This window comes from Pseudoalteromonas sp. A22, assembly GCF_018141345.1.
Classification (GTDB): Bacteria; Pseudomonadota; Gammaproteobacteria; order Enterobacterales; family Alteromonadaceae; genus Pseudoalteromonas; species Pseudoalteromonas maricaloris.
This window is the reverse complement of record NZ_CP047238.1, coordinates 3,629,873-3,651,882: the sequence shown is the minus strand read 5'-3', so window position 1 is coordinate 3,651,882 and position 22,010 is coordinate 3,629,873. Positions and strand designations below refer to the sequence as shown.

Annotated in this window: 20 protein-coding genes and 1 other RNA gene; 13 read left to right on the top strand and 8 right to left on the bottom strand. The window is 43.4% G+C overall.

Going from position 1 to position 22,010, the window contains the following annotated elements; translation table 11 throughout:
• Window positions 1-100 precede the first annotated feature (100 nt).
• The 8 genes from zapE (at window position 101) to GSF04_RS21320 (ending at window position 6,660) form a co-directional block, all read left to right on the top strand.
• Complete coding sequence (gene zapE / locus GSF04_RS21355; protein WP_211858754.1) at window positions 101-1,189, top strand: cell division protein ZapE; 1,089 nt, start codon at window positions 101-103, stop codon at window positions 1,187-1,189.
• A 354-nt stretch (window positions 1,190-1,543) separates the two neighbouring features.
• Window positions 1,544-1,972 (top strand): 50S ribosomal protein L13, encoded by a 429-nt coding sequence (gene rplM / locus GSF04_RS21350; protein WP_010376694.1) that lies wholly within the window; start codon window positions 1,544-1,546, stop codon window positions 1,970-1,972.
• Window positions 1,973-1,980: 8 nt separating this feature from the next.
• Window positions 1,981-2,373: a 30S ribosomal protein S9 gene (gene rpsI / locus GSF04_RS21345; protein WP_161796706.1), complete on the top strand. Its 393-nt coding sequence runs from the start codon at window positions 1,981-1,983 to the stop codon at window positions 2,371-2,373.
• A gap of 513 nt (window positions 2,374-2,886) precedes the next feature.
• Window positions 2,887-3,477 (top strand): ubiquinol-cytochrome c reductase iron-sulfur subunit, encoded by a 591-nt coding sequence (petA, locus tag GSF04_RS21340; RefSeq protein ID WP_039492902.1) that lies wholly within the window; start codon window positions 2,887-2,889, stop codon window positions 3,475-3,477.
• Window positions 3,477-4,778: a cytochrome b N-terminal domain-containing protein gene (locus GSF04_RS21335; protein WP_045987630.1), complete on the top strand. Its 1,302-nt coding sequence runs from the start codon at window positions 3,477-3,479 to the stop codon at window positions 4,776-4,778. The genes petA and GSF04_RS21335 overlap by 1 nt, the downstream gene beginning before the upstream one ends.
• Entirely contained in the window at window positions 4,775-5,512 is a 738-nt protein-coding gene (locus GSF04_RS21330; RefSeq protein ID WP_029215832.1) for a cytochrome c1, read from the top strand. Before GSF04_RS21335 ends, GSF04_RS21330 begins: the two co-directional genes overlap by 4 nt.
• 96 nt (window positions 5,513-5,608) lie before the next feature.
• The gene (sspA, locus tag GSF04_RS21325; RefSeq protein ID WP_017219052.1) at window positions 5,609-6,235 is read left to right on the top strand and encodes a stringent starvation protein SspA; all 627 of its coding nucleotides are present in this window, start codon (window positions 5,609-5,611) and stop codon (window positions 6,233-6,235) included.
• Window positions 6,235-6,660, top strand: a complete 426-nt coding sequence (locus tag GSF04_RS21320) for a ClpXP protease specificity-enhancing factor (RefSeq protein WP_211858753.1) — start codon at window positions 6,235-6,237, stop codon at window positions 6,658-6,660. Before sspA ends, GSF04_RS21320 begins: the two co-directional genes overlap by 1 nt.
• A 44-nt stretch (window positions 6,661-6,704) precedes the next feature.
• Here GSF04_RS21320 and dolP read toward each other — a convergent pair whose 3' ends face one another.
• Genes dolP through GSF04_RS21300 form a run of 4 tightly spaced genes read right to left on the bottom strand, consistent with a single transcriptional unit; the run spans window position 6,705 to window position 10,118 of the window.
• Complete coding sequence (gene dolP / locus GSF04_RS21315; protein ID WP_211858752.1) at window positions 6,705-7,271, bottom strand: division/outer membrane stress-associated lipid-binding lipoprotein; 567 nt, start codon at window positions 7,269-7,271, stop codon at window positions 6,705-6,707.
• Window positions 7,268-7,855 (bottom strand): SIS domain-containing protein, encoded by a 588-nt coding sequence (locus GSF04_RS21310; RefSeq protein ID WP_010376705.1) that lies wholly within the window; start codon window positions 7,853-7,855, stop codon window positions 7,268-7,270. Before GSF04_RS21310 ends, dolP begins: the two co-directional genes overlap by 4 nt.
• A 1-nt stretch (window position 7,856) precedes the next feature.
• Window positions 7,857-8,222, bottom strand: a complete 366-nt coding sequence (locus GSF04_RS21305) for a YraN family protein (RefSeq protein WP_069020035.1) — start codon at window positions 8,220-8,222, stop codon at window positions 7,857-7,859.
• A gap of 9 nt (window positions 8,223-8,231) precedes the next feature.
• Window positions 8,232-10,118, bottom strand: coding sequence for a penicillin-binding protein activator (locus tag GSF04_RS21300; protein ID WP_211858751.1), 1,887 nt, complete (start codon window positions 10,116-10,118; stop codon window positions 8,232-8,234).
• A 60-nt stretch (window positions 10,119-10,178) separates the two neighbouring features.
• Here GSF04_RS21300 and rsmI point away from each other — a divergent pair, with 60 nt between their 5' ends.
• The 5 genes from rsmI to GSF04_RS21275 all read left to right on the top strand — a co-directional run bounded on the left by rsmI (window position 10,179) and on the right by GSF04_RS21275 (window position 17,270).
• Entirely contained in the window at window positions 10,179-11,039 is an 861-nt protein-coding gene (rsmI, locus tag GSF04_RS21295) for a 16S rRNA (cytidine(1402)-2'-O)-methyltransferase (RefSeq protein WP_211858750.1), read from the top strand.
• Between the two features lie 54 nt (window positions 11,040-11,093).
• An RNA gene (rnpB, locus tag GSF04_RS21290) (RNase P RNA component class A) lies at window positions 11,094-11,464 on the top strand.
• Window positions 11,465-11,750: 286 nt separating this feature from the next.
• Window positions 11,751-13,529 carry a DUF3258 domain-containing protein gene (locus GSF04_RS21285; protein ID WP_211858749.1) on the top strand — a complete coding sequence of 593 codons (1,779 nt, stop codon included), beginning with the start codon at window positions 11,751-11,753 and terminating at the stop codon, window positions 13,527-13,529.
• Window positions 13,530-13,830: 301 nt separating this feature from the next.
• Window positions 13,831-15,930 carry a RecQ family ATP-dependent DNA helicase gene (locus GSF04_RS21280; protein WP_211858748.1) on the top strand — a complete coding sequence of 700 codons (2,100 nt, stop codon included), beginning with the start codon at window positions 13,831-13,833 and terminating at the stop codon, window positions 15,928-15,930.
• Window positions 15,927-17,270 (top strand): DNA-processing protein DprA, encoded by a 1,344-nt coding sequence (locus GSF04_RS21275; protein WP_211858747.1) that lies wholly within the window; start codon window positions 15,927-15,929, stop codon window positions 17,268-17,270. Before GSF04_RS21280 ends, GSF04_RS21275 begins: the two co-directional genes overlap by 4 nt.
• A 192-nt stretch (window positions 17,271-17,462) precedes the next feature.
• Here the strand turns inward: GSF04_RS21275 and GSF04_RS21270 are convergent, their stop codons facing one another.
• The 4 genes from GSF04_RS21270 to GSF04_RS21255 all read right to left on the bottom strand — a co-directional run bounded on the left by GSF04_RS21270 (window position 17,463) and on the right by GSF04_RS21255 (window position 21,963).
• Window positions 17,463-17,900 carry a DUF6641 family protein gene (locus tag GSF04_RS21270; RefSeq protein WP_211858746.1) on the bottom strand — a complete coding sequence of 146 codons (438 nt, stop codon included), beginning with the start codon at window positions 17,898-17,900 and terminating at the stop codon, window positions 17,463-17,465.
• A 23-nt stretch (window positions 17,901-17,923) separates the two neighbouring features.
• Window positions 17,924-19,960, bottom strand: a complete 2,037-nt coding sequence (locus GSF04_RS21265; protein WP_211858745.1) for an AAA family ATPase — start codon at window positions 19,958-19,960, stop codon at window positions 17,924-17,926.
• A gap of 274 nt (window positions 19,961-20,234) precedes the next feature.
• Window positions 20,235-21,233, bottom strand: a complete 999-nt coding sequence (locus tag GSF04_RS21260; protein ID WP_211858744.1) for a hypothetical protein — start codon at window positions 21,231-21,233, stop codon at window positions 20,235-20,237.
• Window positions 21,234-21,282: 49 nt separating this feature from the next.
• Complete coding sequence (locus GSF04_RS21255) at window positions 21,283-21,963, bottom strand: hypothetical protein (RefSeq protein WP_211858743.1); 681 nt, start codon at window positions 21,961-21,963, stop codon at window positions 21,283-21,285.
• Between the last annotated feature and the right edge of the window lie 47 nt (window positions 21,964-22,010).

Here is a 22,010-nt window from a genome sequence, read left to right as displayed (position 1 = left end):
CGGCAAATAAAATTAAAACTCTGTTAGAGTTAAATATACGCTGTGAATACAGTCGTGTTAATATAACCTACAAACAAATCGTAAAAAAATATTTAAGTCGATGACGCCTTGGGAAAAATATCAGCAAGATCTACAACGTGATGATTTTCAATATGACAGCGCGCAAGAAAATGCCGTAAAGCATTTACAGCGATTGTATGACGACCTTATCAATCAGCCCCCGGTCAAACAAAACTTTCTCTCGCGCTTGTTTGGTAAAGCTGAGCCGCCAAAAGTGAAAGGGTTGTACTTTTGGGGAGGAGTAGGGCGCGGTAAAACTTATCTGGTTGATACCTTTTTCGATGCGTTGCCGACGGAGCGCAAAATGCGGGTGCATTTTCACCGCTTTATGCATCGTGTTCACGCAGAGCTAAAAAAGCTTAATGAAGTGAAAAATCCTCTGGAAAGCATCGCTGATACCTTCAAATCTGAAACTGACATTATTTGCTTCGATGAATTTTTCGTTCAAGATATCACTGATGCCATGTTACTGGGTGGATTAATGCAGGCGCTGTTTGCGCGCGGTATCGTGTTAGTGGCCACATCGAATATTGTGCCTGATGATTTGTATAAAAATGGCTTGCAGCGTGCGCGATTCTTACCTGCTATTGAATTGGTAAAAGCCAATACTGAGGTCGTTAATGTGGACTCGGGCATTGACTATCGCTTGCGCACGCTGGAACAAGCGGAAATTTTTCACAGCCCACTTGATAAACAAGCGGATGAAAACTTATTCGACTACTTTAACAAACTCTCTCCGGAGCCAGGTAAAGCCGAACAGGCGATTGAGATTGAAGGTCGGATGATCCAAACTCGAATGGTGTCTGATTGTATTGTTATGTTTGATTTCCCAGCGCTATGTGAAACCGCTCGTTCGCAAGTGGATTACATGGAGATCAGTCGCTTATATAACACAGTGATCCTATCTAATGTGAAGCAAATGGGTCAGCAAAACGATGATGCGGCAAGGCGCTTTATTGCGCTCGTCGATGAGTTTTATGAGCGCAATGTGACGCTTATCATCTCGGCTGCAGCGCCTATTACTGAACTTTATACCGAAGGTACATTGAATTTTGAGTTCAAACGCTGCATTAGCCGCTTGCAAGAAATGCAATCCCATGAATATTTAGCAAGAGAGCATTTAGCCTAACGGCAATTACTTTTTTGTTAAGAGGACTTGTTCGGTGTGGGTGTTTGTAAATATCCTATTTGAACGAGTCCTTGTCACGCACACGTCGTCATTTCGTTGGATTTTTTGCCTTTTCTATTTTTTTCGAAATTCTTCAGATTTTCTTGTAGAAAAAAGCACCAAGCGCTGGTTTTCACCCAGAAGGCTTGCTATAATCCGCGGCCTGCCACGTTGCGTTCTATTGCCCTCGTCGGCTTAGCCACTGACTTGAGCGGCATAAAAGTCTTAAACTCGAAGGGGTTAAAGCAAATACAAGTAGAGCGGTAGTCCAAGGACTGCCTGTGGTTTTAAAATTGAAAACTTTGGATTTTTATAATGAAAACGTTTGTTGCTAAACCAGAAACTGTAAAACGTGACTGGTACGTAGTTGACGCTGAAGGTAAAACTTTAGGTCGCATCGCTACTGAAATCGCTCGTCGCCTTCGCGGTAAGCACAAAGCTGAGTATACTCCACACGTTGACACTGGTGACTACATCATCGTAATCAACGCTGAGAAAGTTACTGTAACTGGTAACAAAACTCAGGACAAAATGTACTATGCTCACTCTGGTTACCCAGGTGGCCTTAAGTCTATCAACTTTGAGAAACTTCAAGCTAAAAAGCCTGAAATGATCATCGAGAAAGCGGTTAAAGGCATGTTACCTCGCGGTCCTCTAGGTCGTGAAATGTTCCGTAAACTTAAAGTTTACGCTGGTAACGAGCACAACCACGCTGCACAGCAGCCTCAGGTTCTAGACATTTAAGGAGCACTATCATGGCAAATCAATACTACGGTACAGGTCGTCGTAAAAGTTCAAGTGCTCGCGTATTCCTACGCCCAGGCACTGGCAACATCGTAATCAATAAGCGCTCTTTAGAAGAGTTCTTCGGTCGTGAAACTTCTCGCATGGTTGTTCGTCAGCCTTTAGAGCTAGTTGAAATGACAGAAAAGTTTGACCTATACATCACTGTTGCAGGTGGTGGTACAACTGGTCAAGCGGGTGCTATCCGTCACGGTATCACACGTGCACTAATGGAGTTTGACGAGTCTCTACGTCCAGCTCTACGTAAAGCTGGCTTTGTTACTCGCGATGCTCGTAAAGTTGAGCGTAAGAAAGTTGGTCTTAAGAAAGCACGTAAGAAGACACAGTTCTCTAAGCGTTAATTTATTACGTTTCAAGAATTCAAAAACCCAGCTTATGCTGGGTTTTTTGTTTTTAGCATCTCCTATGCACATCAATCTCTCGTATTTACGAGGTATCTCATTCGTTTTGTCCTACTTATTTGCTCAAAAATATCGCGTCGAGTTAAAAAAGTTCAATAAATATAATAATTAGTGCAATTCGAGCGGTAACTTGGCGGTTTTTTTTGCTACAATTGGCGAAGCAAGTAGAAAGACCTGAGATCCAGTCACGCGATTTGGTGCGTATCCTTAGTCGGGGGTTGATCTTAGTCAGTATATTGTTGTGTCAGATGCGATATCATAAATACTCGGTTTCATGCTCGAAGTAATCATAGATGATTTTCTGCGGGTTTATTCGGGCATGGATCTGGAATAACCTTGTTTTAATCAAGGTATTTATTTATGATCGCGTCTATTTTGTAATTTCTTAAATTAACCTGCTGTAACTGATGTTCTCAATATAGCAAGTGTTGGGAATCAAGTGGAGATAAGTGGATGAGCAATGCGCCTGTAGACAACAGCCGACGTCGCTTTTTAACTATCGCTACCTCTGTTGTAGGTGGCGTTGGTGCGGTTGGAGCTGCTGTTCCTTTTATTGCGTCCTGGAATCCAAGTGAGCGAGCTAAATCTGCAGGTGCGCCTGTAGAAGTAGATATCAGCAAGCTTGAGTCTGGACAACTTATTCGTGTTGAGTGGCGAGGCAAACCAGTTTGGATTGTTAATCGTACACCAAAAATGCTAGAACAAATGAAGCAACACGAAGACAAACTTCGTGATCCTAACTCTGAAGAGCCACAGCAGTTGGCATCAGCGCAGAACGGTTACCGTTCTAAGCGACCTGAGCTTTTCGTCGCGGTTGGGATTTGTACTCACTTAGGGTGTTCACCATCTTTCCTTAACGGAAGCTTTGGTGAAAAAGTAGAAGGCACTGATAGTGGTTTCTTCTGTCCTTGTCACGGTTCGAAGTTTGATATGGCGGGGCGCGTATTCCAAAACGTACCTGCACCTCTAAACTTAGAGATCCCTCCGTATACCTTTATTGACGACACTACCATTTTGGTAGGTGAAGAAGAAGGGGTTGCATAATGTCTGTTAATGTAGATAAAGCAGCAAATACGGGCGTTGTGGGCAAAGTTGTTGATTGGATCGATGCTCGTATTCCGATGACTCGCGTCTGGAATATGCACATTGCTCAATACCCAGCGCCAAAAAACTTTAACTTCTGGTACTTGTTTGGTTCACTCGCCATTCTAGTACTGGTAAACCAGATTGTAACGGGTATCTGGCTGACTATGAACTTTGTACCTTCTGCTGAAGGTGCATTTGCATCAGTTGAATACATCATGCGTGATGTTGAATACGGTTGGTTATTGCGATACCTGCACTCTACCGGCGCATCCGCATTCTTTATCGTGGTCTATCTTCACATGTTCCGCGGTATGATCTACGGTTCTTATCAAAAGCCACGTGAATTACTGTGGTTATTCGGTATGTTTATCTTCTTAGCGCTAATGGCTGAAGCTTTCATGGGTTACTTATTACCATGGGGTCAGATGTCTTTCTGGGGTGCTCAGGTAATCATTTCATTATTCGGTGCAATCCCTGTAATTGGTGATGACTTAACACTTTGGATCCGTGGTGACTACGTTATTTCTGGTGCAACGCTTAACCGCTTCTTTGCACTACACGTTATTGCCCTACCATTAGTACTGGTTATCTTAGTATTCCTTCATATCGTTGCACTGCACGAAGTAGGCTCAAACAACCCTGACGGTGTTGAGATCAAGCGCAAGAAAGGCTCTGTAGCTGAGGAAGACAAACCTAAGTTTAAATTCCATGAATACTACACTGATAAAAAAGATATTGTGGATGCAATTCCATTCCACCCTTACTACACAGTAAAAGATGTCTTAGGTGTTGCTGGCTTCTTAATTTTCTTCTGTGCCATTGTGTTCTTTGCACCGGAAATGAATGGTTTCTTCCTTGAAGCACCAAACTTTGAAGCGGCAAACCCGCTTAAAACACCAGAGCACATTTTCCCAGTTTGGTACTTTACGCCATTCTACGCGATCCTTCGTGCTATCCCTGATAAGTTAATTGGTGTAATTGCAATGGGCGCTTCAATCGTAGCATTGGCACTACTGCCTTGGATTGACCGTGGTTCGGTTCGTTCAATTCGCTACCGTTGTGGTTTCCATAAGTTGAACATTGCTCAGTTTGTTGTCACATTCGTTATCCTTGGCTGGATTGGTGCAACACCGCAAACTGACTTTAAAACGCTATTGTCGCAAATCACGACAGTAACTTATTTTATGTTCTTCGTGTTGCTATTCTTCTACAGTAAAAACGAGAAGACGAAGCCACTACCAACGAGGTTGACGAAATGATGAAAAAGCTAGTAATCGGTTTATTCGCATTGTTGCCAACGTTATCGATGGCAGCGGGCCCATCAGTGCCTTTGATGGAAGCAAACAATGACTTAACTGATAAAGCATCTCTACAGCGTGGCGCTAAGTTATTTATGAACTACTGCCTTGGCTGTCACCAAATGCAATATCAGCGTTATGAGCGTACTTTCCGTGACATCGGTATTCCAACTGAAATTGGTCAAGAAACGCTTATTTTCGATGGTTCAAAAGTAGGTAGCCATATTAAAAATTCTATGGCTAAAGATGATGCTGCAAAATGGTTTGGTGCTGCGCCACCGGACTTAACACTTATCTCTCGTGTTAAGTCTCCGGACTACATCTATACTTACTTGAAGTCATTCTATAAAGATGAGTCTCGCCCATTTGGTGTGAACAACGTTGTTTTCCCATTGGTGGGTATGCCTCACGTACTACAAGAGTTACAAGGCTTGCCAACACCGATCACTGAAGAAGTGGAAGAACATGGTCACACAGTGACTAAAGTTGTCGGCACTGAAACAGATGGTACCGGTGAGATGAGTGTTGATGAATATGACCAAGCAGCACGTGACCTGACAAACTTCTTAGCTTATGTAGGTGAGCCTTCTCGCCTAGAATCAGAAGCTATTGGTATTAAGGTTATTGGTTTCTTAGTTATCTTCTTCATCCTGGCATTCTTCTTGAAGAAAGAATACTGGAGAGATGTTCATTAATTTGAATATTCAAAGGTAATTTTTGCAATAGGGGCGTTCGCCCCTTTTGCTGTTTAAAGTGATTTAATTACTTTTAGTTTTTTAATGGAGGTAGGCATGGCCGTTGCTGCCAATAAGCGCCCTGTAATGACACTTTTTTCTGGGTCAAACTGTATGTACAGTCACCAGGTACGTATTGTACTTGCTGAGAAAGGTGTAAGTGTTGATATTCATCAGGCTGAAAAGGACAACTTACCAGAAGCTCTACACGAGATTAACCCGTATGGCACTGTTCCTACGCTAATCGATCGTGAGCTTGGCTTGTACCAAGCGAATATCATTATGGAGTATCTAGACGAGCGCTTCCCGCATCCTCCTCTGATGCCTGTATATCCAGTAATGCGTGGTCGTAGTCGTTTAATGATGCACCGCATTGAAACTGACTGGTACTCACTTGCTGAAAAGATCACTGCGGGTGGTGATGAAGCGGCTCAAGCTCGTAAAGAGTTAACTGAAGCGCTGCTAGCTGTAGCACCTATCTTTAATGAAGCACCTTACTTCATGAGTGAAGAGTTCAGCTTAGTTGATTGTTATTTAGCTCCACTACTTTGGCGTTTACCACAGCTTGGTATTGAGCTGAATGGTGCTGGTAGCAAAGAGCTAAAAGAATACATGCTGCGTTTATTTGAGCGTGACTCATTCCAAGCATCGCTAACGGATGCAGAGCGTGAGATCAGATCGTAATGACGTCTAATCGTCCTTACTTACTACGCGCGTTTTACGAGTGGATTGTCGATAACGAATGTACACCGCATTTAGTGGTGAACGCAGACTTTCCCTCGGTACAGGTTCCAACACAATTTGTGCAAGAAGGGCAAATTGTGTTGAACGTAAGCCCGTCTGCTGTGACGAATTTCTCAATGGATAATCAAGCGCTGAGCTTTAACGCCCGGTTTGGTGGCCAACCGATGCAGGTATATGTGCCTAATGGTGCAGTATTGGCTATCTATGCAAGAGAAAATGGTGAAGGCACGGTATTTACACCTGAAGAAGAAATCTTTGAAGATGAAGAGTTTGATTTGGTAGAAGAGACGGAAGTCCCACAATCTCCAGAGACTAAGCCAGAACCTGAAAAGAAAAAAGGTTCTCACCTTCGAGTGATAAAATAAAAAAACCTGCGAATGCAGGTTTTTTTATGGCTATACGTTATTGTTTATATGTACTCAAAGGCTTTGATCACACGTTTTACACCATTAATATTTCTGGCGATTTCTACCGCTGAGTTTGCTTCTTGCTTAGAGACTAAGCCCATCAAGAACACTTCGGCATTCTCGGTAACTACCTTAATATTTGCGCCATTGACTTCGTCGGCCGTCAGCAGTTTGGTTTTAACTTTGGAGGTCAGCCACGTATCATGTGTTTGCGTCGTGATGCCGATGTTTGAGCTTATTCTCAACTGATTATGTACTTGCTTAATCCCTGCAACGTTCTGTAGCGCACGCTCAGCTTCCGTTTTCATTTCTTGATTAGTGACCTGACCAATCATTAATACTACGCCATTAACACTCACCAGCGTGATATTGGCATGATCAGCAAGGCGCTTAATCTCTTTGATGGCAAGCGTGCCTTTGATCTCGATATTGTTATCGTCAATTTGTGCACCGATAGTGCGTCTATCATTTGCTGCTGACACCGCACCGGCTGTACCAGCAACTACCGCAGCAGCGCACCCTTGTAGTAACAAGATGGCGGCAAGTAAAGAGGTTATTCTCATCATCATACTTCGTCCTGAGGGAATAAAATTGCGTCGATTAGCTCACTTAAACAGTGAGTATTGAATAGTTGTGACTCGATTATCCGGCTTGGGCGTTTACTTGGGATCCGGATCTCTACATCCTGTGGGCCCAACAGACCGGTAATTTCACCACCATCATCACCAACTAATGCGATGACTTTCATATCTCTAGTAAGGGCTGCTTCCACTGCGCCAATAACCGCCTTTTCTTGCCCGTTTATGGCATACGCCACCAGCAAATCTCCTTGCTGCGCAAATGCGCGTATTTGCTTGGCAAAGCGCTCTCTGGCTTTGCCATTTTCTGGTGATGCCAAATTATATTGCTCATTCGTTAGTGCAATCGCCGGCAGACACGGGCGTTCGGTTTCGTAAAAGTTGCTTAAGATGGTTGCGAAGTGGTGCGCCAACATATGATTACTTGGCGCGCCGCAGCAGATGATTTTATTGCCATTGATCAGGCTCTGAGCCATGGTCATCGCTGCGGTTTCTAGCGCTTTAGGCAATACTTCGCCTGCCGCTATCTGCGCTTGAATTGACTCTGTAAATATAGACTTTATAGATTCTTGCATGCTAAAAAATATTTCTAATCCAGTTTATTTCAGGGGGATCGGCCCCTTGAATGGCAACAAAGTCGACTCTAAGTTGCGTGTTATGCAAATTTTGCTGTGCTAAATAATTATAAATACTACGCTTTAATCTTTGAAGCTTAGTTTTTGATAGTGCGTTAATTGCGCCACCAAAGTGGCTGCTATCGCGATACTTTACTTCAATAAACACTAAGGTTTGCGACTCTCGCATAATGAGATCTATCTCTCCGTATTTACAGAGATAGTTTCTGGTAACGGGGGTTAATCCTTGTTTTACCAAGAATTGCTCCGCAATCACCTCAAAATGCTCGCCTTTACTCCGTGTGTTGCTAAATAGTCCTTTAAACATCCAGATATCCTATCTGATCAAAGAGTCTCCCGCAGGTTTCTCTTGTTGCATAAATAATGGTAGTGGAGGCTGTTCATCTAAGCTCACCAAACGAATTTGTTTATTATGATACTGTGCCCAACTGAGCTTTCGCACAACATCACTGCCACCGCGGATGCTGAGCTGGCCGGTTAAGCCATCAAAACTTTTCCCCGAGAGCCAAGCCAATTGGCGCAGCTCGGGGACTAAATTCGTGGCGTCATATGCCATTGCAAACAGGCGCTGCTCCAAGTCGGCCTGCTCAGGCCATAAAGATTGATAGGCATCTCGAAGCGGTGCTTTTTCAACAGCACCCGGTAGCATCCAGGGCTGCTCGGTAAAATAAAGCCCTTCTAAATCGCCCTTATCAGTGACATCAATTTGTTTACTATAACTGCGAGAGCTTGCATATAAAGGGATCCTATCGGCAAATGTACTGACATTGACGTCTAAATAAGGTTTGAGCAGTCTAGTTTCCATTGCATCACCTAAAATATAGATGGCATCAATGTCGCGTCTAGAGCGTGTTTCGCTTTTGACCTCTTTGCGAAATAGACTTTTGATGACGCTAGTGCGTGCTTTGGATGCATCGACCTCTAAAATATCCGTGATGACATCCGCCATGTTGGTACTATTGGTATAATAACCCACTTCTGGTGCGGTCTCACTGTAGCGTTTCCAACCTTGATCAAAATACTCAATTAAACGCTTACCAGAGGCGTTCGCTGGAGCCAGTAACATGGGTTTTTTATAGCCTTTAGCAAGAAAGTGCTTCATTGCTTGCTCGACTTCATGCTCAGGGTTAAGCGCAAAAAAGTACTGTTCACTGCTGCTAGGCGTAAGGGTTTCGCGAGCATTTAAAAATAAGGTGGGGTAAGCCGCAAAACCTTTATCTGCGAGTAGTTTTTCAACGTTGGATTTTAATAATGGACCAATGACAAAATCGACATTTGCCTCAGCAAGTTGCGTTACGATTTCAGATTCGGATGCCATTTCATCAATGAAGAAGACCTTTTCAATCGCCCCTTCGTCAGTAGCAGCCAAGAAACCATTTTTCAAGGCTGTGCCGAGTCGCTCGCTCGCACCAGATTGTGGTAATAACACCGCAAGTCTTTTAACTTGGTAAGGTTCAAGCGCAACAGCGCCTTGCAAATCTTTAGGCAGCAAAGCAACCGCAGGGTGATTAGTAAAACGACGACGCCAATTATTCATGGCTTGGTCGAGCTGGACGCTCGAACCCAAATAAATTTGTTGATATTTAGCTAGTGTCACCCAACCACGCTGTAAAACAGAGCCAGAATCAAAGCGCTCTAGGGCGTAACTTGATAGCTGCTGTAGCGCGAGCCAAATCTCTTCGTTTAGCCCCGCCACCGCTAAGTTATGTTCATTGGCAATATCGGCCGCTTTAAAGTATTCAACCAATGCTTTTTTTGGTAGTTGCTGAGAGGCATAAATACTACCCAGTAAATACTCATACCAAGCTTGGTGTTCAGGGGTGTTGAGTCGGCCCTCTAGCGTGTTTAGTATGGCTAACGCATTGGCATACTGCGATAATTCTTTGCGAGCAAGTGCGATGTATAATTTGTTTTGAATATGATCAACACTGGCTTTAGCTTCCATCGCTAAACCAATTTGCTCTAATATTTGCCAGTCTTTTTCTAAGATAGCAGCGTCTCTGGCTGCATATAGCAATTGGATTTTGGCAACGCCTTCTTTAGTCTGCGCCTTTGCAAATAACGACGCGGCATTGTCATCCGATTGGCTAAAGGCTTTAGTTGTTTTAGTTTCTTGGGCGGATTTGGTGACATTTGTGCTTGTACTACAAGCGGATAACCCCGACAATATGGCAACTAAAAGCGCTATCTTTTTAAACTGCACAGGCAAACCTTCTTTTTCACGACTGAGTGGATATCTTACTGACTGATATTGGAGAGCTCAATGGCTAATCTTCACAACGAAAACAAAATCGGCACCCTACATATTGTAGCGACACCAATAGGTAATTTAGATGACATCAGTGAACGTGCACTGAAAGTGTTAAGTCAGGTCGATTTAATCGCTGCCGAAGATACGCGCCACACTGGCAAATTATTGAGCCACTTTAGCATTAAAGCAAAAACTTTTGCACTGCATGATCACAACGAGAAGCAAAAAGCGCAGCAAATTTTAGATTGCTTAAACGAAGGTAAAGACATCGCGTTAGTGTCTGATGCGGGTACGCCGCTTATCAGCGATCCAGGCTATGCCGTGGTAAACCTGTGCCGTGAAGCAGGTGCCACAGTGACTCCCGTTCCTGGCGCGTGTGCCGCCATTGCTGCGGTGAGTTGTTCAGGCTTACCGACAGATAAATTCCAATTCGTGGGATTTTCACCTGCAAAAAGCCAAGCACGTCAGCAGTTTTTTAAAGATGCAGTTGCCTCTGGTATCACCAGTATCTTGTACGAAAGCACCCACCGCATTATGGCAAGTCTAGAAGATATGAAAATCGCGCTGGGCGAAACACAACAAGTTGTTTTTGCTAAAGAACTGACCAAAACCTACGAAACCTTTTTCAGTGGCACGGTTACAGAGCTTATTGAGTTTTTAACCGCAACACCTGAAAAGCAAAAAGGTGAACTGGTGCTGATGCTACCCGGTGAACAAAGAGATGAGCAAGCATTAACGCCAGAAGCGAAAAAGCTGATTGAGTTACTAGAGCCAGAAATGCCATTGAAAAAGGCCTGCGGCGTGGCAGCTGAATATTTAGGGCTAAAAAAGAACGCCTTGTATAAGGCTATCATTGCTGAGCGAGAAGCGTAATACACGCAATTTATCGCGTGCGTTATTGCATTAAAGTGCGTATAATCGCCCGCCTGAGTCAGCCGGATAATCGCTGCCTGTGACGAAAATGATCAGGGGGAGGAAAGTCCGGGCTCCAATGGGCAGGGTGCCAGCTAACGGCTGGGGGGCGTGAGCCTACGACAAGTGCAGCAGAGAGAAGACCGCCTAAGTCCTTCGGGACCGGTAAGGGTGAAAGGGTGCGGTAAGAGCGCACCGGGCCACTGGTAACAGTTGGTTGCAAGGTAAACTCCACCCGGAGCAAGACCAAATAGGGTTCCTTATGGTGTGGCCCGCATCGGAACCGGGTAGGTTGCTCGAGCCTAGGAGCGATCCTAGGCCTAGACGAATGATTATCGATCTCCTTCGGGAGTGAACAGAACCCGGCTTATAGGCTGTCTCATTAATTTTAGTAACCGCTTGATTTGCTTATGTAGATCAAGCGGTACACTAAAATTGTCCACCATCAAATCACATTTCCATGTATCGTTTGGTACACAGTTTTTGCCTCAAAACTCAAATCACAATACAAATTTCAACTTGCTAAAAATTCCTAAGATATTGATTTAGGTGCTTCTTTTCGCCTGATACACTTTTCACTAACAGTTTGATTTTACAATTCATAAGCGCAATTTTTGTGGTACATGGCTTTGGTACACGGTGCTTGAATCTTCAATGGTTAATGAGGTGAATATGCGAGCCGTAGTTGGTTGCCAATATTTATACCGCCGTAAGGCCACGTATTACCTTCGGGTTAAAATACCCAAACGCCTTGGCGTAAGGGAAGTCAGGTTGTGTTTAAGAACGGAAGTATTAGAAGTCGCCTTGGTGATATTGCAGCGTCTTAAGCCATTAATAATACAGCTAAAGGGGCTTGTCATTCATTCAAGGACATTAGACACTAGCTTAATAAGCCAACAGCTAAAGCAGATAAAAAACGCCATGCAAAAGCAATTAACCATAGCCGACATAGATCCATTGATAGCCAAACTAGAGCAAGGCTTTAGCGATGGTGGCCATGCTGTTAATGCCTTGGGTGATAAATCGATATTGGAACTGGATAGCCGATTCAAAGAATTGTTCACTCACATGGCGGATACAGACTCAAATGAAGAGCGGATAAACCGATTTGCTGAGATTATTAAAGGTTTGCCTGAAGGTGAAAGGTGGTCTTTCCTAGAATCCATGTCCTCGGTGATAAAGCTGTTTACAAGAATTGAGATCAATCAGGCAGAAGGTGAAGGGCTACCACAACAGGCAAATGAACTACTGGCAGAACATGGTTATGCTATTGAGCCAAAAAGCCTGCCTTACCGAGTCCTACTGAGTAAGCTCAAGACCAGTAATGCCGTTAGGGATGAGTTATTAGCGTCCATTTTCAATGAAGACTTCCTAGGAGAGCGAGAAGTCCAAGGCTTATTAGTGAGTGCTTCTGAACCTGTGTTTCACACACCGATTGCCGATGTGGATAATGAGCCCACAAGCCCACTGTTTTCTGAGGTCTATTCCGAATTCCTTGAATTTAAAATCAAGAAGGAAAAACTCACCGAGAAAATTCAAGCTGACTATGAACGGTTCTACACCATATGGCAGCTATTGATGGATGATAAGCCTATCGACCAATACAAGCCTAAGGACATAGGGCGGTTTATTGATAGGTGTTTTGAACTCCCACGCATGAACATTGCACCTTACAACAAAATGACATGGCAGGAACGATTGGATTGTGAAGTACCTGAGGAAGATGTGACTTCACCTAAGTCGGTTCAAGGCTATTATAAGTGGCTGCAAAGCATCTTTGCTTACGCTAAGAAAGATACGGTGGACTACATTAGCTCAAGTCCATGTTCCATCAAGCGCGACTTTACCTCAAACACCCGAGGCGCATTTTCTGATCTGGAACTCGTGCAATTTCTTAATGCGGCCAAAGGTGAAAGTACCTTGTGGAAACAGTGGATTATTCGACTTGGCATATATACAGGTGCACGCCTAGGTGAGTTGGTGCAGTTGAGAAAGTCGGATATTCGTTTTGATGAGGAAACCAAACGTCATTACATCCTAATCACCGACGAACACAAAGATCAGAAGTTAAAAACCGAAAATGCCAAGCGCAAGATCCCAATGCACACAGCCTTGGTTGCTGGTGGCTTTCTCGATTTTGTAGCCATATGTGATGAAAAGCTATTTAATGAATTAGATAAGTCGGTACGCGTAACAGGTTGGATGCCTAGGTTAATGGAATCCATTGGTGTACCAACCTTCAACGAACTAGGTCATAAACGCTCGTTCCACAGTTTCCGCCACACCTTCATTACCAAGTTGATGAATGACGGCGTACCAGTGAACAACCTACAACAGGTTGTGGGGCATGAGATTAGCTCGTTTGGTATCACTAGTAACTACACCCATAAGGCAACGAGTATTAAGAATTTAGTTGAGGTGGTTGATATGTATAAAATTGGCAATAAGTAGCCCGTTGACCCGAATAGAGTCCTGTATCATACGGTAAGAGCGGGAGGGTGGTGTTGATAAAATCTCTACCAACATGCAAAATGCAAGTTGGCACCCTATTTAAAGGGTTAAACTAAGGTGCAGCGTGTAGCTGATAAATCCTTAACCCAGAAAGCAAAAATCTCCAGAAATTTTTATCTAAGGATGAACCTACACAAGAGCAAAAAATTGCAGTATTACAACGATAAGCTTGTTAGGACGTGGGGTTTACAGTTTTCTAAATCATTGAGCGGCAATTAACTATATAAATCAGGGAATGAAAATGAACCGAGCACAAGCACAACAATTACTGCAAACAGCTTTAGCAAATCCAACGGCTGAATTTCGTAATGGGCAATGGGAAGCCATTGACGCACTCGTAAACTATCGTCAGAAACTCTTAGTAGTCCAGCGAACAGGTTGGGGTAAAAGTTCGGTTTATTTTATCAGCACTAAAATCTTTCGTGATCGCGGTATGGGGCCAACGATTATTGTCTCGCCCTTACTGGCTTTAATGCGCAACCAGATTGAGTCGGCGCAGCGATTGGGTATTGTCGCTGAAACCATGAACTCTACCAATCAAAACGACTGGCAGGCGGTAACCCAGCGTATCCTGAATAATCAGATTGATTGTTTATTAATATCACCAGAGCGATTAGCGAACGACAACTTTATTGAAACAGTTTTGCAACCGATTGCTGACCGTATCGCCTTGATGGTGATTGATGAAGCCCACTGTATATCGGATTGGGGTCACGATTTCCGTCCGGATTATAGGCGCATTGTTAATATCTTACGCCAGCTACCGGCCAACACCCCTGTGTTAGGTACTACTGCTACAGCAAATGATAGAGTCGTTGAAGATATACAAACGCAGCTTGGTGATATTCAAATCCACCGAGGCACGTTAATACGAGAAAGTTTAGCGTTACAAGCAATGACACTTCCTGATCAAGCATCTCGTTTAGCATGGCTTGCACAAGTGATTCCTACTTTACCTGGCACTGGTATTGTTTATACCCTAACGGTGCGAGACGCAGAGCAAGTTGCGAATTGGCTGTGTGAAAATGGTATAGATGCAAAAGCTTATCATGGTAGCGTTGAAGCTGAAGGGTTTGAAAATAGTAACTTGTACCGGCAGCACCTTGAGGAGTTACTCTTACATAACGATTTGAAGGTACTTGTTGCAACGACGGCTTTGGGTATGGGTTATGACAAACCAGATTTAAGCTTCGTTATTCATTATCAAGCACCGGGCTCCATTGTTGCTTATTATCAACAAGTTGGGCGTGCTGGTCGTGGTATAGAACACGCGTTAGGCGTGCTTATGTCGGGAGTTGAAGACCAAGATATTCATGCATTCTTTAGAGATTCAGCCTTCCCTACAGGCCATCAGGTTGACGAAATATTAAACGTACTTGAACAGAGTGATGGACTTTCACTTCGTAATATTGAAGAGCAAACTAATTTGCGCCATGGCCAGATTGAAAAAGTGCTCAAGTTGCTTAGTGTCGAAAACCCCGCGCCAGTAATTAAAGAAGGTAGTCGCTGGTTCAGAACACCTATTCGCTACCAAATGGATCATGCCAGAATTGCTCATTTAACCGGACAAAGAGTTCAAGAGTGGCAAGAAGTGCAATCGTATATTCAAGATGCTGGTTGTAAGATGACATTTTTACGCCGTGCATTAGATGATCTTGATCCTACTCCTTGCGGTAAGTGTGCTACTTGTCTTGAACAAGCTGTTATCGATGTTGCGGTTGAACCAGCTCTAGTGCATCGAGCTGGTACATTTTTAAAACATGCTGAAATGGTCATTAAGCCAAACGTTCAGGTCGCGGCAAATGCGTTTGAAGAATATGGGTTCAGAGGAAATCTTCCACAGCAAATTAGAGCACAAGAAGGGCGTGTTTTATCTCGCTGGGGCGACGCAGGATGGGGGCGAACGGTTGCAGATAACAAGCATGAAGGTCGATTCTGCGATGAGTTAGTTGCGGCAATGGCTGAAATGATCCAACAACGCTGGCAACCTAACCCTGCACCTCAATGGGTATGCTGCGTACCTTCTAGGAACCATCCTGAATTGGTTCCAGACTTTGCTCAACGGCTAGCCGCAAGATTAGGTTTACCTTTTGTAGATGCGGTTAGCAAAGTTAAAGATAATCAACAACAAAAAGGGCAGCAAAACCGGTTTCACCAGTGTCGTAACTTAGATGGTGCGTTTCAAGTGACACAACTTTATAAAGGTCAACCTGTGTTATTAGTGGATGACATAGTTGACTCAGGGTGGACATTAACAGTGGTAGCTGCATTATTACAACAAGCTGGTAGTGGTTTGGTTTATCCGATTGCTTTAGCTTCATCATCGGTAAAAGATTCATGAATATTTCCACAACGTTGTCATCAACAGCGCAAGCAACGCTGTTATTGACCAGCTACTTCTCGAAAGCGAGCAGTGAAAAAACTAAACCGCTGACAAATGCAGAGTGGGGTAGATTTGCTTTATGGCTTAAAGAAAAGTCCATTACTCCAGCGGATTTGTTGGTGCAAGACCCAGCACCTTTATTGCAAGGTTGGTTTGACTCTCGAATTAGTGCGGAGCGCATAATTGAGCTGCTGAATCGAGGCCACAGCTTAGCTCTTGCAATGGAAAAGTGGCAGCGTGCAGGTTTATGGGTGGTTACACGCTCTGATCCGGAATACCCAAGACGGCTTAAACAACGTTTGAAGACTGATTCTCCCCCAGTCCTATTTGGTTGCGGTAATAAAGATTTATTAAATGCGGGTGGCTTGGCCGTTATCGGTTCGCGTAATGCGAGTGAAAGTGAGTTAGCATTCACCGATGAAGTTGGTGCAAAAGCAGCCTTTGAGAATATTGCAATTGTATCAGGAGGGGCTCGTGGTGTTGATGAAACTGCTATGTTGGGCGCAATTCGAATTGGTGGAGCTGTTATTGGCGTTATGGCGGATAGCCTTCTAAAAGCAGCCACAAGTAGCAAATGGCGAAGAGGTTTGATGGATGGTCATGCTGTTTTGGTATCACCCTTTTACCCTGAAGCCGGATTTAGTGCTGGCAATGCCATGGCAAGAAACAAATATATCTATTGCTTGGCTGATAGTTCCTTGGTTATACACTCAGGAAAAAAAGGTGGCACACTAAATGGGGCTGAAGAAAATTTAAAAAAAGCATGGGTGCCACTTTGGGTAAAACAAACTAACGACAAAGATGCTGCAAATGCTGATTTGGTTGGTAAAGGTGGCCGTTGGTTAGAGGAATATCCTAACTTTGCCGTCGCAGATTTATTTAACATTGTAAGTAAGCATGTAGATCAATCCTCAGTAGAACAGGCGGATCTCTTTTCTATGCCTGAGCAGCCTGGGTTGCTAGATGAACCAGAAATCAAGGCTCCAATAGCTCAAGTTCAACTCGAAGCTGAGCATGCTTCAGAAGAAAAAGTGCTCGCAGTAGAAGAGCAATGCAATTCTTCAAACGAAACGGTTTCTGGTAGTTCAGAGTCCAAATCTGGTCCTACTGATTTTTATCAATTATTCATTGAAGAGCTTAATAGGTTGGCTCAAGAACCAATTAAGCTAGAAGATTTGATCGAGCAAACACAGCTTCATAAGTCACAACTTACAGCTTGGTTGAAGCGAGCTGAAGATGAAGGGGTTGTGAAAAAACTGAATCGCCCTGTACGTTATAAAATCGAGAGTTCCAACTAGAAGGAATGATTGGTGCCTGCAACGTGAATGATTTAGATTACTAATATCTGCGTCACGTATCTAGACGACATGGTTTTGCTTTATTTTAACCATTACTAATGGTGGCGAAGTGAAAATGGGCAATCCCTATTTCTGTAAGGTTGAGCTTCAATGCTGCCAAGGTCATAAGCGACCTTGGCGTAGAGAGTTGGGTTAGGCTTTGTTAATTGGTAAGTTGTTGGAAACCAACTCTATAGACTTATCCAGTTCACCAATGGTGGTGGCATCAATCACGGTCTGAATCACCTTCGGTAGGTGTTCTTTATCACCCACCTCAATAGCATGATGTCCTTTGGACAACTCCAATGGCTTATTAGCATATCGAACTTCAAGGTAATACTTGCCGTCTTTTGCGTAGAACCAAGGGCTCACTTTCTTGGCTACCTTCACTTTCTCCTGTTGTCCTGTCTCTTCACTCTTCTGCCACTTTTCTTTGTAACAGGTGTAGGATTCACCGTTAATCAATGCTGTTGCCATTTCCAATTGGATTTGAAGGCGGTTGATTAGCTTGTCACGGCGTTTAGCCTCAGGTGTGGTGCTTTTCTCTGGGCGTGAAACGGCCTTGAGCGTACTCAATATTGATTTAGTCATGGTATTTACCTTTTGGTTTGTGGTTACTTTACAAAGCCGATGGGCCTTGTGGTTTGCTTGTGATTGGATTCAGTAATGAGAATGTCTAAGCAGTCTTGGGCGGATAGCTTAGTCGTCGAAAATTGTTGTCTGCGTTTGATAATCGCAAAATCGCCGACAGCTATGTTTTTAAGATTTGCGAGCTGCTGAAGCTGGGAATCTGTTATCTGAGAGCGTCCACACGCTTCTTTGAAGAGCCGTTTTAGCTGTTCTGATGTCAGATACTCAAAAGCTAATTTATAGTCTGTGCGTCTCATTAGAGCTGAATCTAAGTGCTTCTCGAAGTTTGTTGCAAAGAACAGTGGATATTCGAAACAATCAATCTGAGTAAGCAGCTCATTAACTTGCTGTATTTCAAAATTTTGGGATGCCCCAGACCTATCGGCCAACAGGCTATCCACTTCATCAATGAACAGGGCAGCCCCTTGCTCAGTGGCATTGGCAAACAGGTTGGCTATATTCTTCTCAGAGCCACCCACATACTTATCGAGGACGTCACTGCAACGGATGGTGATAAGTTCTTGATTGGTTGTTTTGGCTAGGTGGTTGGCTAATGCTGATTTCCCCGTGCCACTTGGCCCCGTAAATAGGGCGCGTATACCACCATGCTTCTTCATAGCGCGCTCAATATCCGCCAAAGCTTTATTGCCACCTTTGATATTTAGGTTATCGAGTGAAAACGCCATTTGTGGTTTGTAGGTGGCTGTAGTCGTTTTAAAGCCACAAGCTTGGTGGACTTCGGTAATTAGGCTGTCTACCAAGGCTTCAGCCTGCTTACCTTGGTGGCCTATGGTATGGCATACGAAGGCGGCATTGGCGATATTGGCTGGGGTAACATTGTCCTTGGTGGCGAGCTGCACCTTAAATGGTTTACTCAGCCTCAGGCCTTTGGTGGTTTTGGCGATAATGCCTTCCATAACACGGTTGTCTGGTACGAAAATGTGCTTAACGAAATTGAACCGCCTTAGGACACTGGCAGGAATATTTTCTACCGAATTAACCACCCAAATACACGGTACGGTGTTGGCTTCAAGTGTGGCATGTAGGTTATCTTTGCCACCTGAAGCACGGTGGTTAAACACCTGTTGGACTAATATATCCTCGGCCTCGTCTAACATAAGAAAAGACTTCTCGTCATGGCTAACTATTCGCTGTACCAAATGGTGGTGCTGAAGCCTAAGGTTTGAACTTAATCTCTCTTGGTCATAATCCACCTCCCGCTGGTGGACATCAGAGCCAAAGGCTTTAATGGCAATAAGCGAGGCGCCTAAGATATCAGCCAAAAAGCGACTTAGTTGAGTTTTGCCCGTGCCAGGCTCGCCCCACAAAAGCACGTTACAACCTTGGATGGAATTATTTAACGCCACATCAAGGAAGGCGATTAAGTCCTCCAATTCAAGGTGCTTAAAGTCACTTAACTTCAAGGTGGATGGTGGTTGCATCTGTACTAATGGTTCAATTAACTCGGTATAACTTGCAACCTTTTCACCTACTAACTTTTCCACCAAGGCATGAGGGATACCTGATTGGTCTAGCTGAAGGTAGTGTGACCCCTGTACTAGGCCAGTTTCCACCAAGGCAAGGTTGATGTTAATTAGCGCCTCTTCAGTGATACCAATCATATGAGAAAGCATCGAGTTGATATGAATGTCCGAAGGAAGACAGCAGTGTATCCACTCATAAAAGCCACCGTTTACCTTAAGCACCACCATTAACTTAATCACCTTCCAGCTGTTGGCGGGTAGCTGCAAGCCATGTTCAAACACACGGCAGTTATGGCCTAGGTCGCAGCCTTTGGTCACAGATAATCTTTGGTGTAGGTGGTGGACTAGGTTATCGAAGTCTTCATTTTGCCCCGTGAACTTAAAGGAAGTACCACAGATACTTTTAATGGTGGCACCTTTGACCGCCATTAAGTCAGTAGAATCGATAAAGCCAGAGGTCATCGCCCGATATGTATAGCCTGTGGCGTACGACTGATACATATTTGAGGGCAGTAGTTTGTTGTATGTTCGTGTCATACTGCCTCCATCAACTGAAGACAGCATTGCTGTAAGTGTATGATTAGCATAGTTGATACCCTGTTTCTTTTAATTCAAGGTATCAGGAACGCTTAAACGGTTTTAGGGTGAGCCTTGGCCGTGTGTAGGCAGCTAAATTGACTGTTTTAACGGCTTTTGGTGTGAGAAACAGTGAAAAGAAAGAGTTGAGAGTCTCAACTCTTCGGTTTGAGCTAGTATGATGGGTAACTGGTAAACAACTACTACACTGCTACATAGCTATTAACTACACCACTTACATATATGTACGGTTAAACTTCTCCTTGTACTTGGTTTTTTGGCTAGTACTTAGGTTAGTAAAGGGATCCATTGTAGAGATGCTATCTACCTGCTTTAACCACTTAGATTTTATTGCATCCATGTTAATTACTGGTACTAGGTACGGTTTAATTGCTTTTCTGAACTTGGTTCTCTCATACTTGTTGTGTTTTCGCAAAAATGGTGTCATTCCCATTACTTGAATGGCCATTAATTCGTAGCGACCTAAGCAGCCAGTATCCTTTATTTTGTTTAAGTCATATGACTTAATACTATTAAACTTTTTCAAGTAGTCATGCTCGGTAAGAAACTTATTCAGCGGTATTTTGAGCTTACCAAGCCTTAATTCGGTTCTGGTAGATTCATTGGCTTGAAACTTATAACCAAAGTTCTTTTCCTTAGCCTTTCTATCGTATACAGCGATTTCTTGCCTTCTGTTTTTAGGCTGAAAGTAGAAAAGCTCATTATCGCCGTCACTATTAAAATAGATACCGGCCTTGCGTGCGTGGAGCTTATCAAAAAGCAATTCAGAGAGTGGTATATCACTACCCAATGCTATATCTACTTTTGTAACCGTAAGTTCTTGCCAGTAATCAAGATAAAGTTCTGGCGTCAGGATGTGCTCTAAAAAGAGCCTCGCACAATACCATTGTGATTTGGTGTACTTGTGCCCTTTAAGTTCTATAGCCAGAAACTTTCGGCAAGGTGAATAAGGATCGCACATTATTGCTAGGTGTGGTATTTCTCTGTTACTAGCAGAGTAGCTAAATTGTGGATCAAACAATGGTACTCGGGTATAACGTGCATAACCCAACCTTGGATGTATAATCTGTTTTAATCCTGCGGTTGTTTTATTCGCTATGCGGCAGGCCAAATCTTCTATATTTAGCTTTATTAGTTCTTGATGCTCTTCATCTGTTATGTCCAGTGATAAACGCATGTAATCAACTTTGCATGATTTGATAAATTTATTCATAGTAATGATCTCCTAAAAGTGGGTAGAAGGCGCAAATGCGCCTTGTTGGCTATTTGCTTTCAAGCTGTTTGAGGGCTTTTTTTACTTCTTGAACAGCATCTTTACAGTCATGTTTTTTTAAGAGAACACGGCATATCAACAACGTAGACTTTTTAGGAATTGCGTCAGAAATAGCTAAACAAACACGTTTTGCAAAGTGACGGTTTTCTTTGTTGTTGAGAGCTTCGTTGAACTGTTTCCTAAGTTTTAGCTCTCCCGAATTCAACGGGCATTTAGGTGTTTGTGCATTAGTGTTGGTTTGCTCATTATCCTCCTGTTCCTTTTTTGTTGATAAATTTAGTTCTTTCAAATACTTCTCAACCCGTTTACGAGTCAACTGACAGCCTTTTAGTTTGGACACTTCTAACTTGGACAATGCATGCTCATATAGGGCTCTGCGATCTTGTTTACTCAAGTTTTTCATAGGAAGCAAAGCGTACGTGTTGAACTTTCCAATACTTTCTTCTCCACACATATCTACTGTAATAATGGCTGTATGAAGATCATTATTGATACTGTCATAGCTTCGATTGAACTTATCCTGATTAGCTTTGGCCCAGTCCTTGAAGCTGTTATAACCTAATGCCTTAAACCCCTCGCATTTCCACAACTCATAAACTGGCTTTTGGGTTGCTTTAGTTGCTCGGAATATCGCTTGCTGTAGTTTCTTGGCTTTTTCTTTCTTTTTCATGGGATAAATCCTCATATTTTAAAAATGGCTTTAGACAGATACGCGGA

Excerpts from the sequence above, each read along its gene's own strand:
- dolP (WP_211858752.1), bottom strand. The coding sequence starts at position 7,271 with ATGATGATGAGAATAACCTCTTTACTTGCCGCCATCTTGTTACTACAA.
- rplM (WP_010376694.1), top strand. The coding sequence starts at position 1,544 with ATGAAAACGTTTGTTGCTAAACCAGAAACTGTAAAACGTGACTGGTAC.
- GSF04_RS21310 (WP_010376705.1), bottom strand. The coding sequence starts at position 7,855 with ATGCAAGAATCTATAAAGTCTATATTTACAGAGTCAATTCAAGCGCAG.
- GSF04_RS21335 (WP_045987630.1), top strand. The coding sequence starts at position 3,477 with ATGTCTGTTAATGTAGATAAAGCAGCAAATACGGGCGTTGTGGGCAAA.
- rsmI (WP_211858750.1), top strand. The coding sequence starts at position 10,179 with ATGGCTAATCTTCACAACGAAAACAAAATCGGCACCCTACATATTGTA.
- GSF04_RS21260 (WP_211858744.1), bottom strand. The coding sequence starts at position 21,233 with ATGAATAAATTTATCAAATCATGCAAAGTTGATTACATGCGTTTATCA.
- GSF04_RS21285 (WP_211858749.1), top strand. The coding sequence starts at position 11,751 with ATGCGAGCCGTAGTTGGTTGCCAATATTTATACCGCCGTAAGGCCACG.
- sspA (WP_017219052.1), top strand. The coding sequence starts at position 5,609 with ATGGCCGTTGCTGCCAATAAGCGCCCTGTAATGACACTTTTTTCTGGG.
- GSF04_RS21270 (WP_211858746.1), bottom strand. The coding sequence starts at position 17,900 with ATGACTAAATCAATATTGAGTACGCTCAAGGCCGTTTCACGCCCAGAG.
- GSF04_RS21305 (WP_069020035.1), bottom strand. The coding sequence starts at position 8,222 with ATGTTTAAAGGACTATTTAGCAACACACGGAGTAAAGGCGAGCATTTT.
- petA (WP_039492902.1), top strand. The coding sequence starts at position 2,887 with ATGAGCAATGCGCCTGTAGACAACAGCCGACGTCGCTTTTTAACTATC.
- GSF04_RS21255 (WP_211858743.1), bottom strand. The coding sequence starts at position 21,963 with ATGAAAAAGAAAGAAAAAGCCAAGAAACTACAGCAAGCGATATTCCGA.
- zapE (WP_211858754.1), top strand. The coding sequence starts at position 101 with ATGACGCCTTGGGAAAAATATCAGCAAGATCTACAACGTGATGATTTT.
- GSF04_RS21265 (WP_211858745.1), bottom strand. The coding sequence starts at position 19,960 with ATGACACGAACATACAACAAACTACTGCCCTCAAATATGTATCAGTCG.
- GSF04_RS21320 (WP_211858753.1), top strand. The coding sequence starts at position 6,235 with ATGACGTCTAATCGTCCTTACTTACTACGCGCGTTTTACGAGTGGATT.
- GSF04_RS21330 (WP_029215832.1), top strand. The coding sequence starts at position 4,775 with ATGATGAAAAAGCTAGTAATCGGTTTATTCGCATTGTTGCCAACGTTA.
- GSF04_RS21280 (WP_211858748.1), top strand. The coding sequence starts at position 13,831 with ATGAACCGAGCACAAGCACAACAATTACTGCAAACAGCTTTAGCAAAT.
- GSF04_RS21275 (WP_211858747.1), top strand. The coding sequence starts at position 15,927 with ATGAATATTTCCACAACGTTGTCATCAACAGCGCAAGCAACGCTGTTA.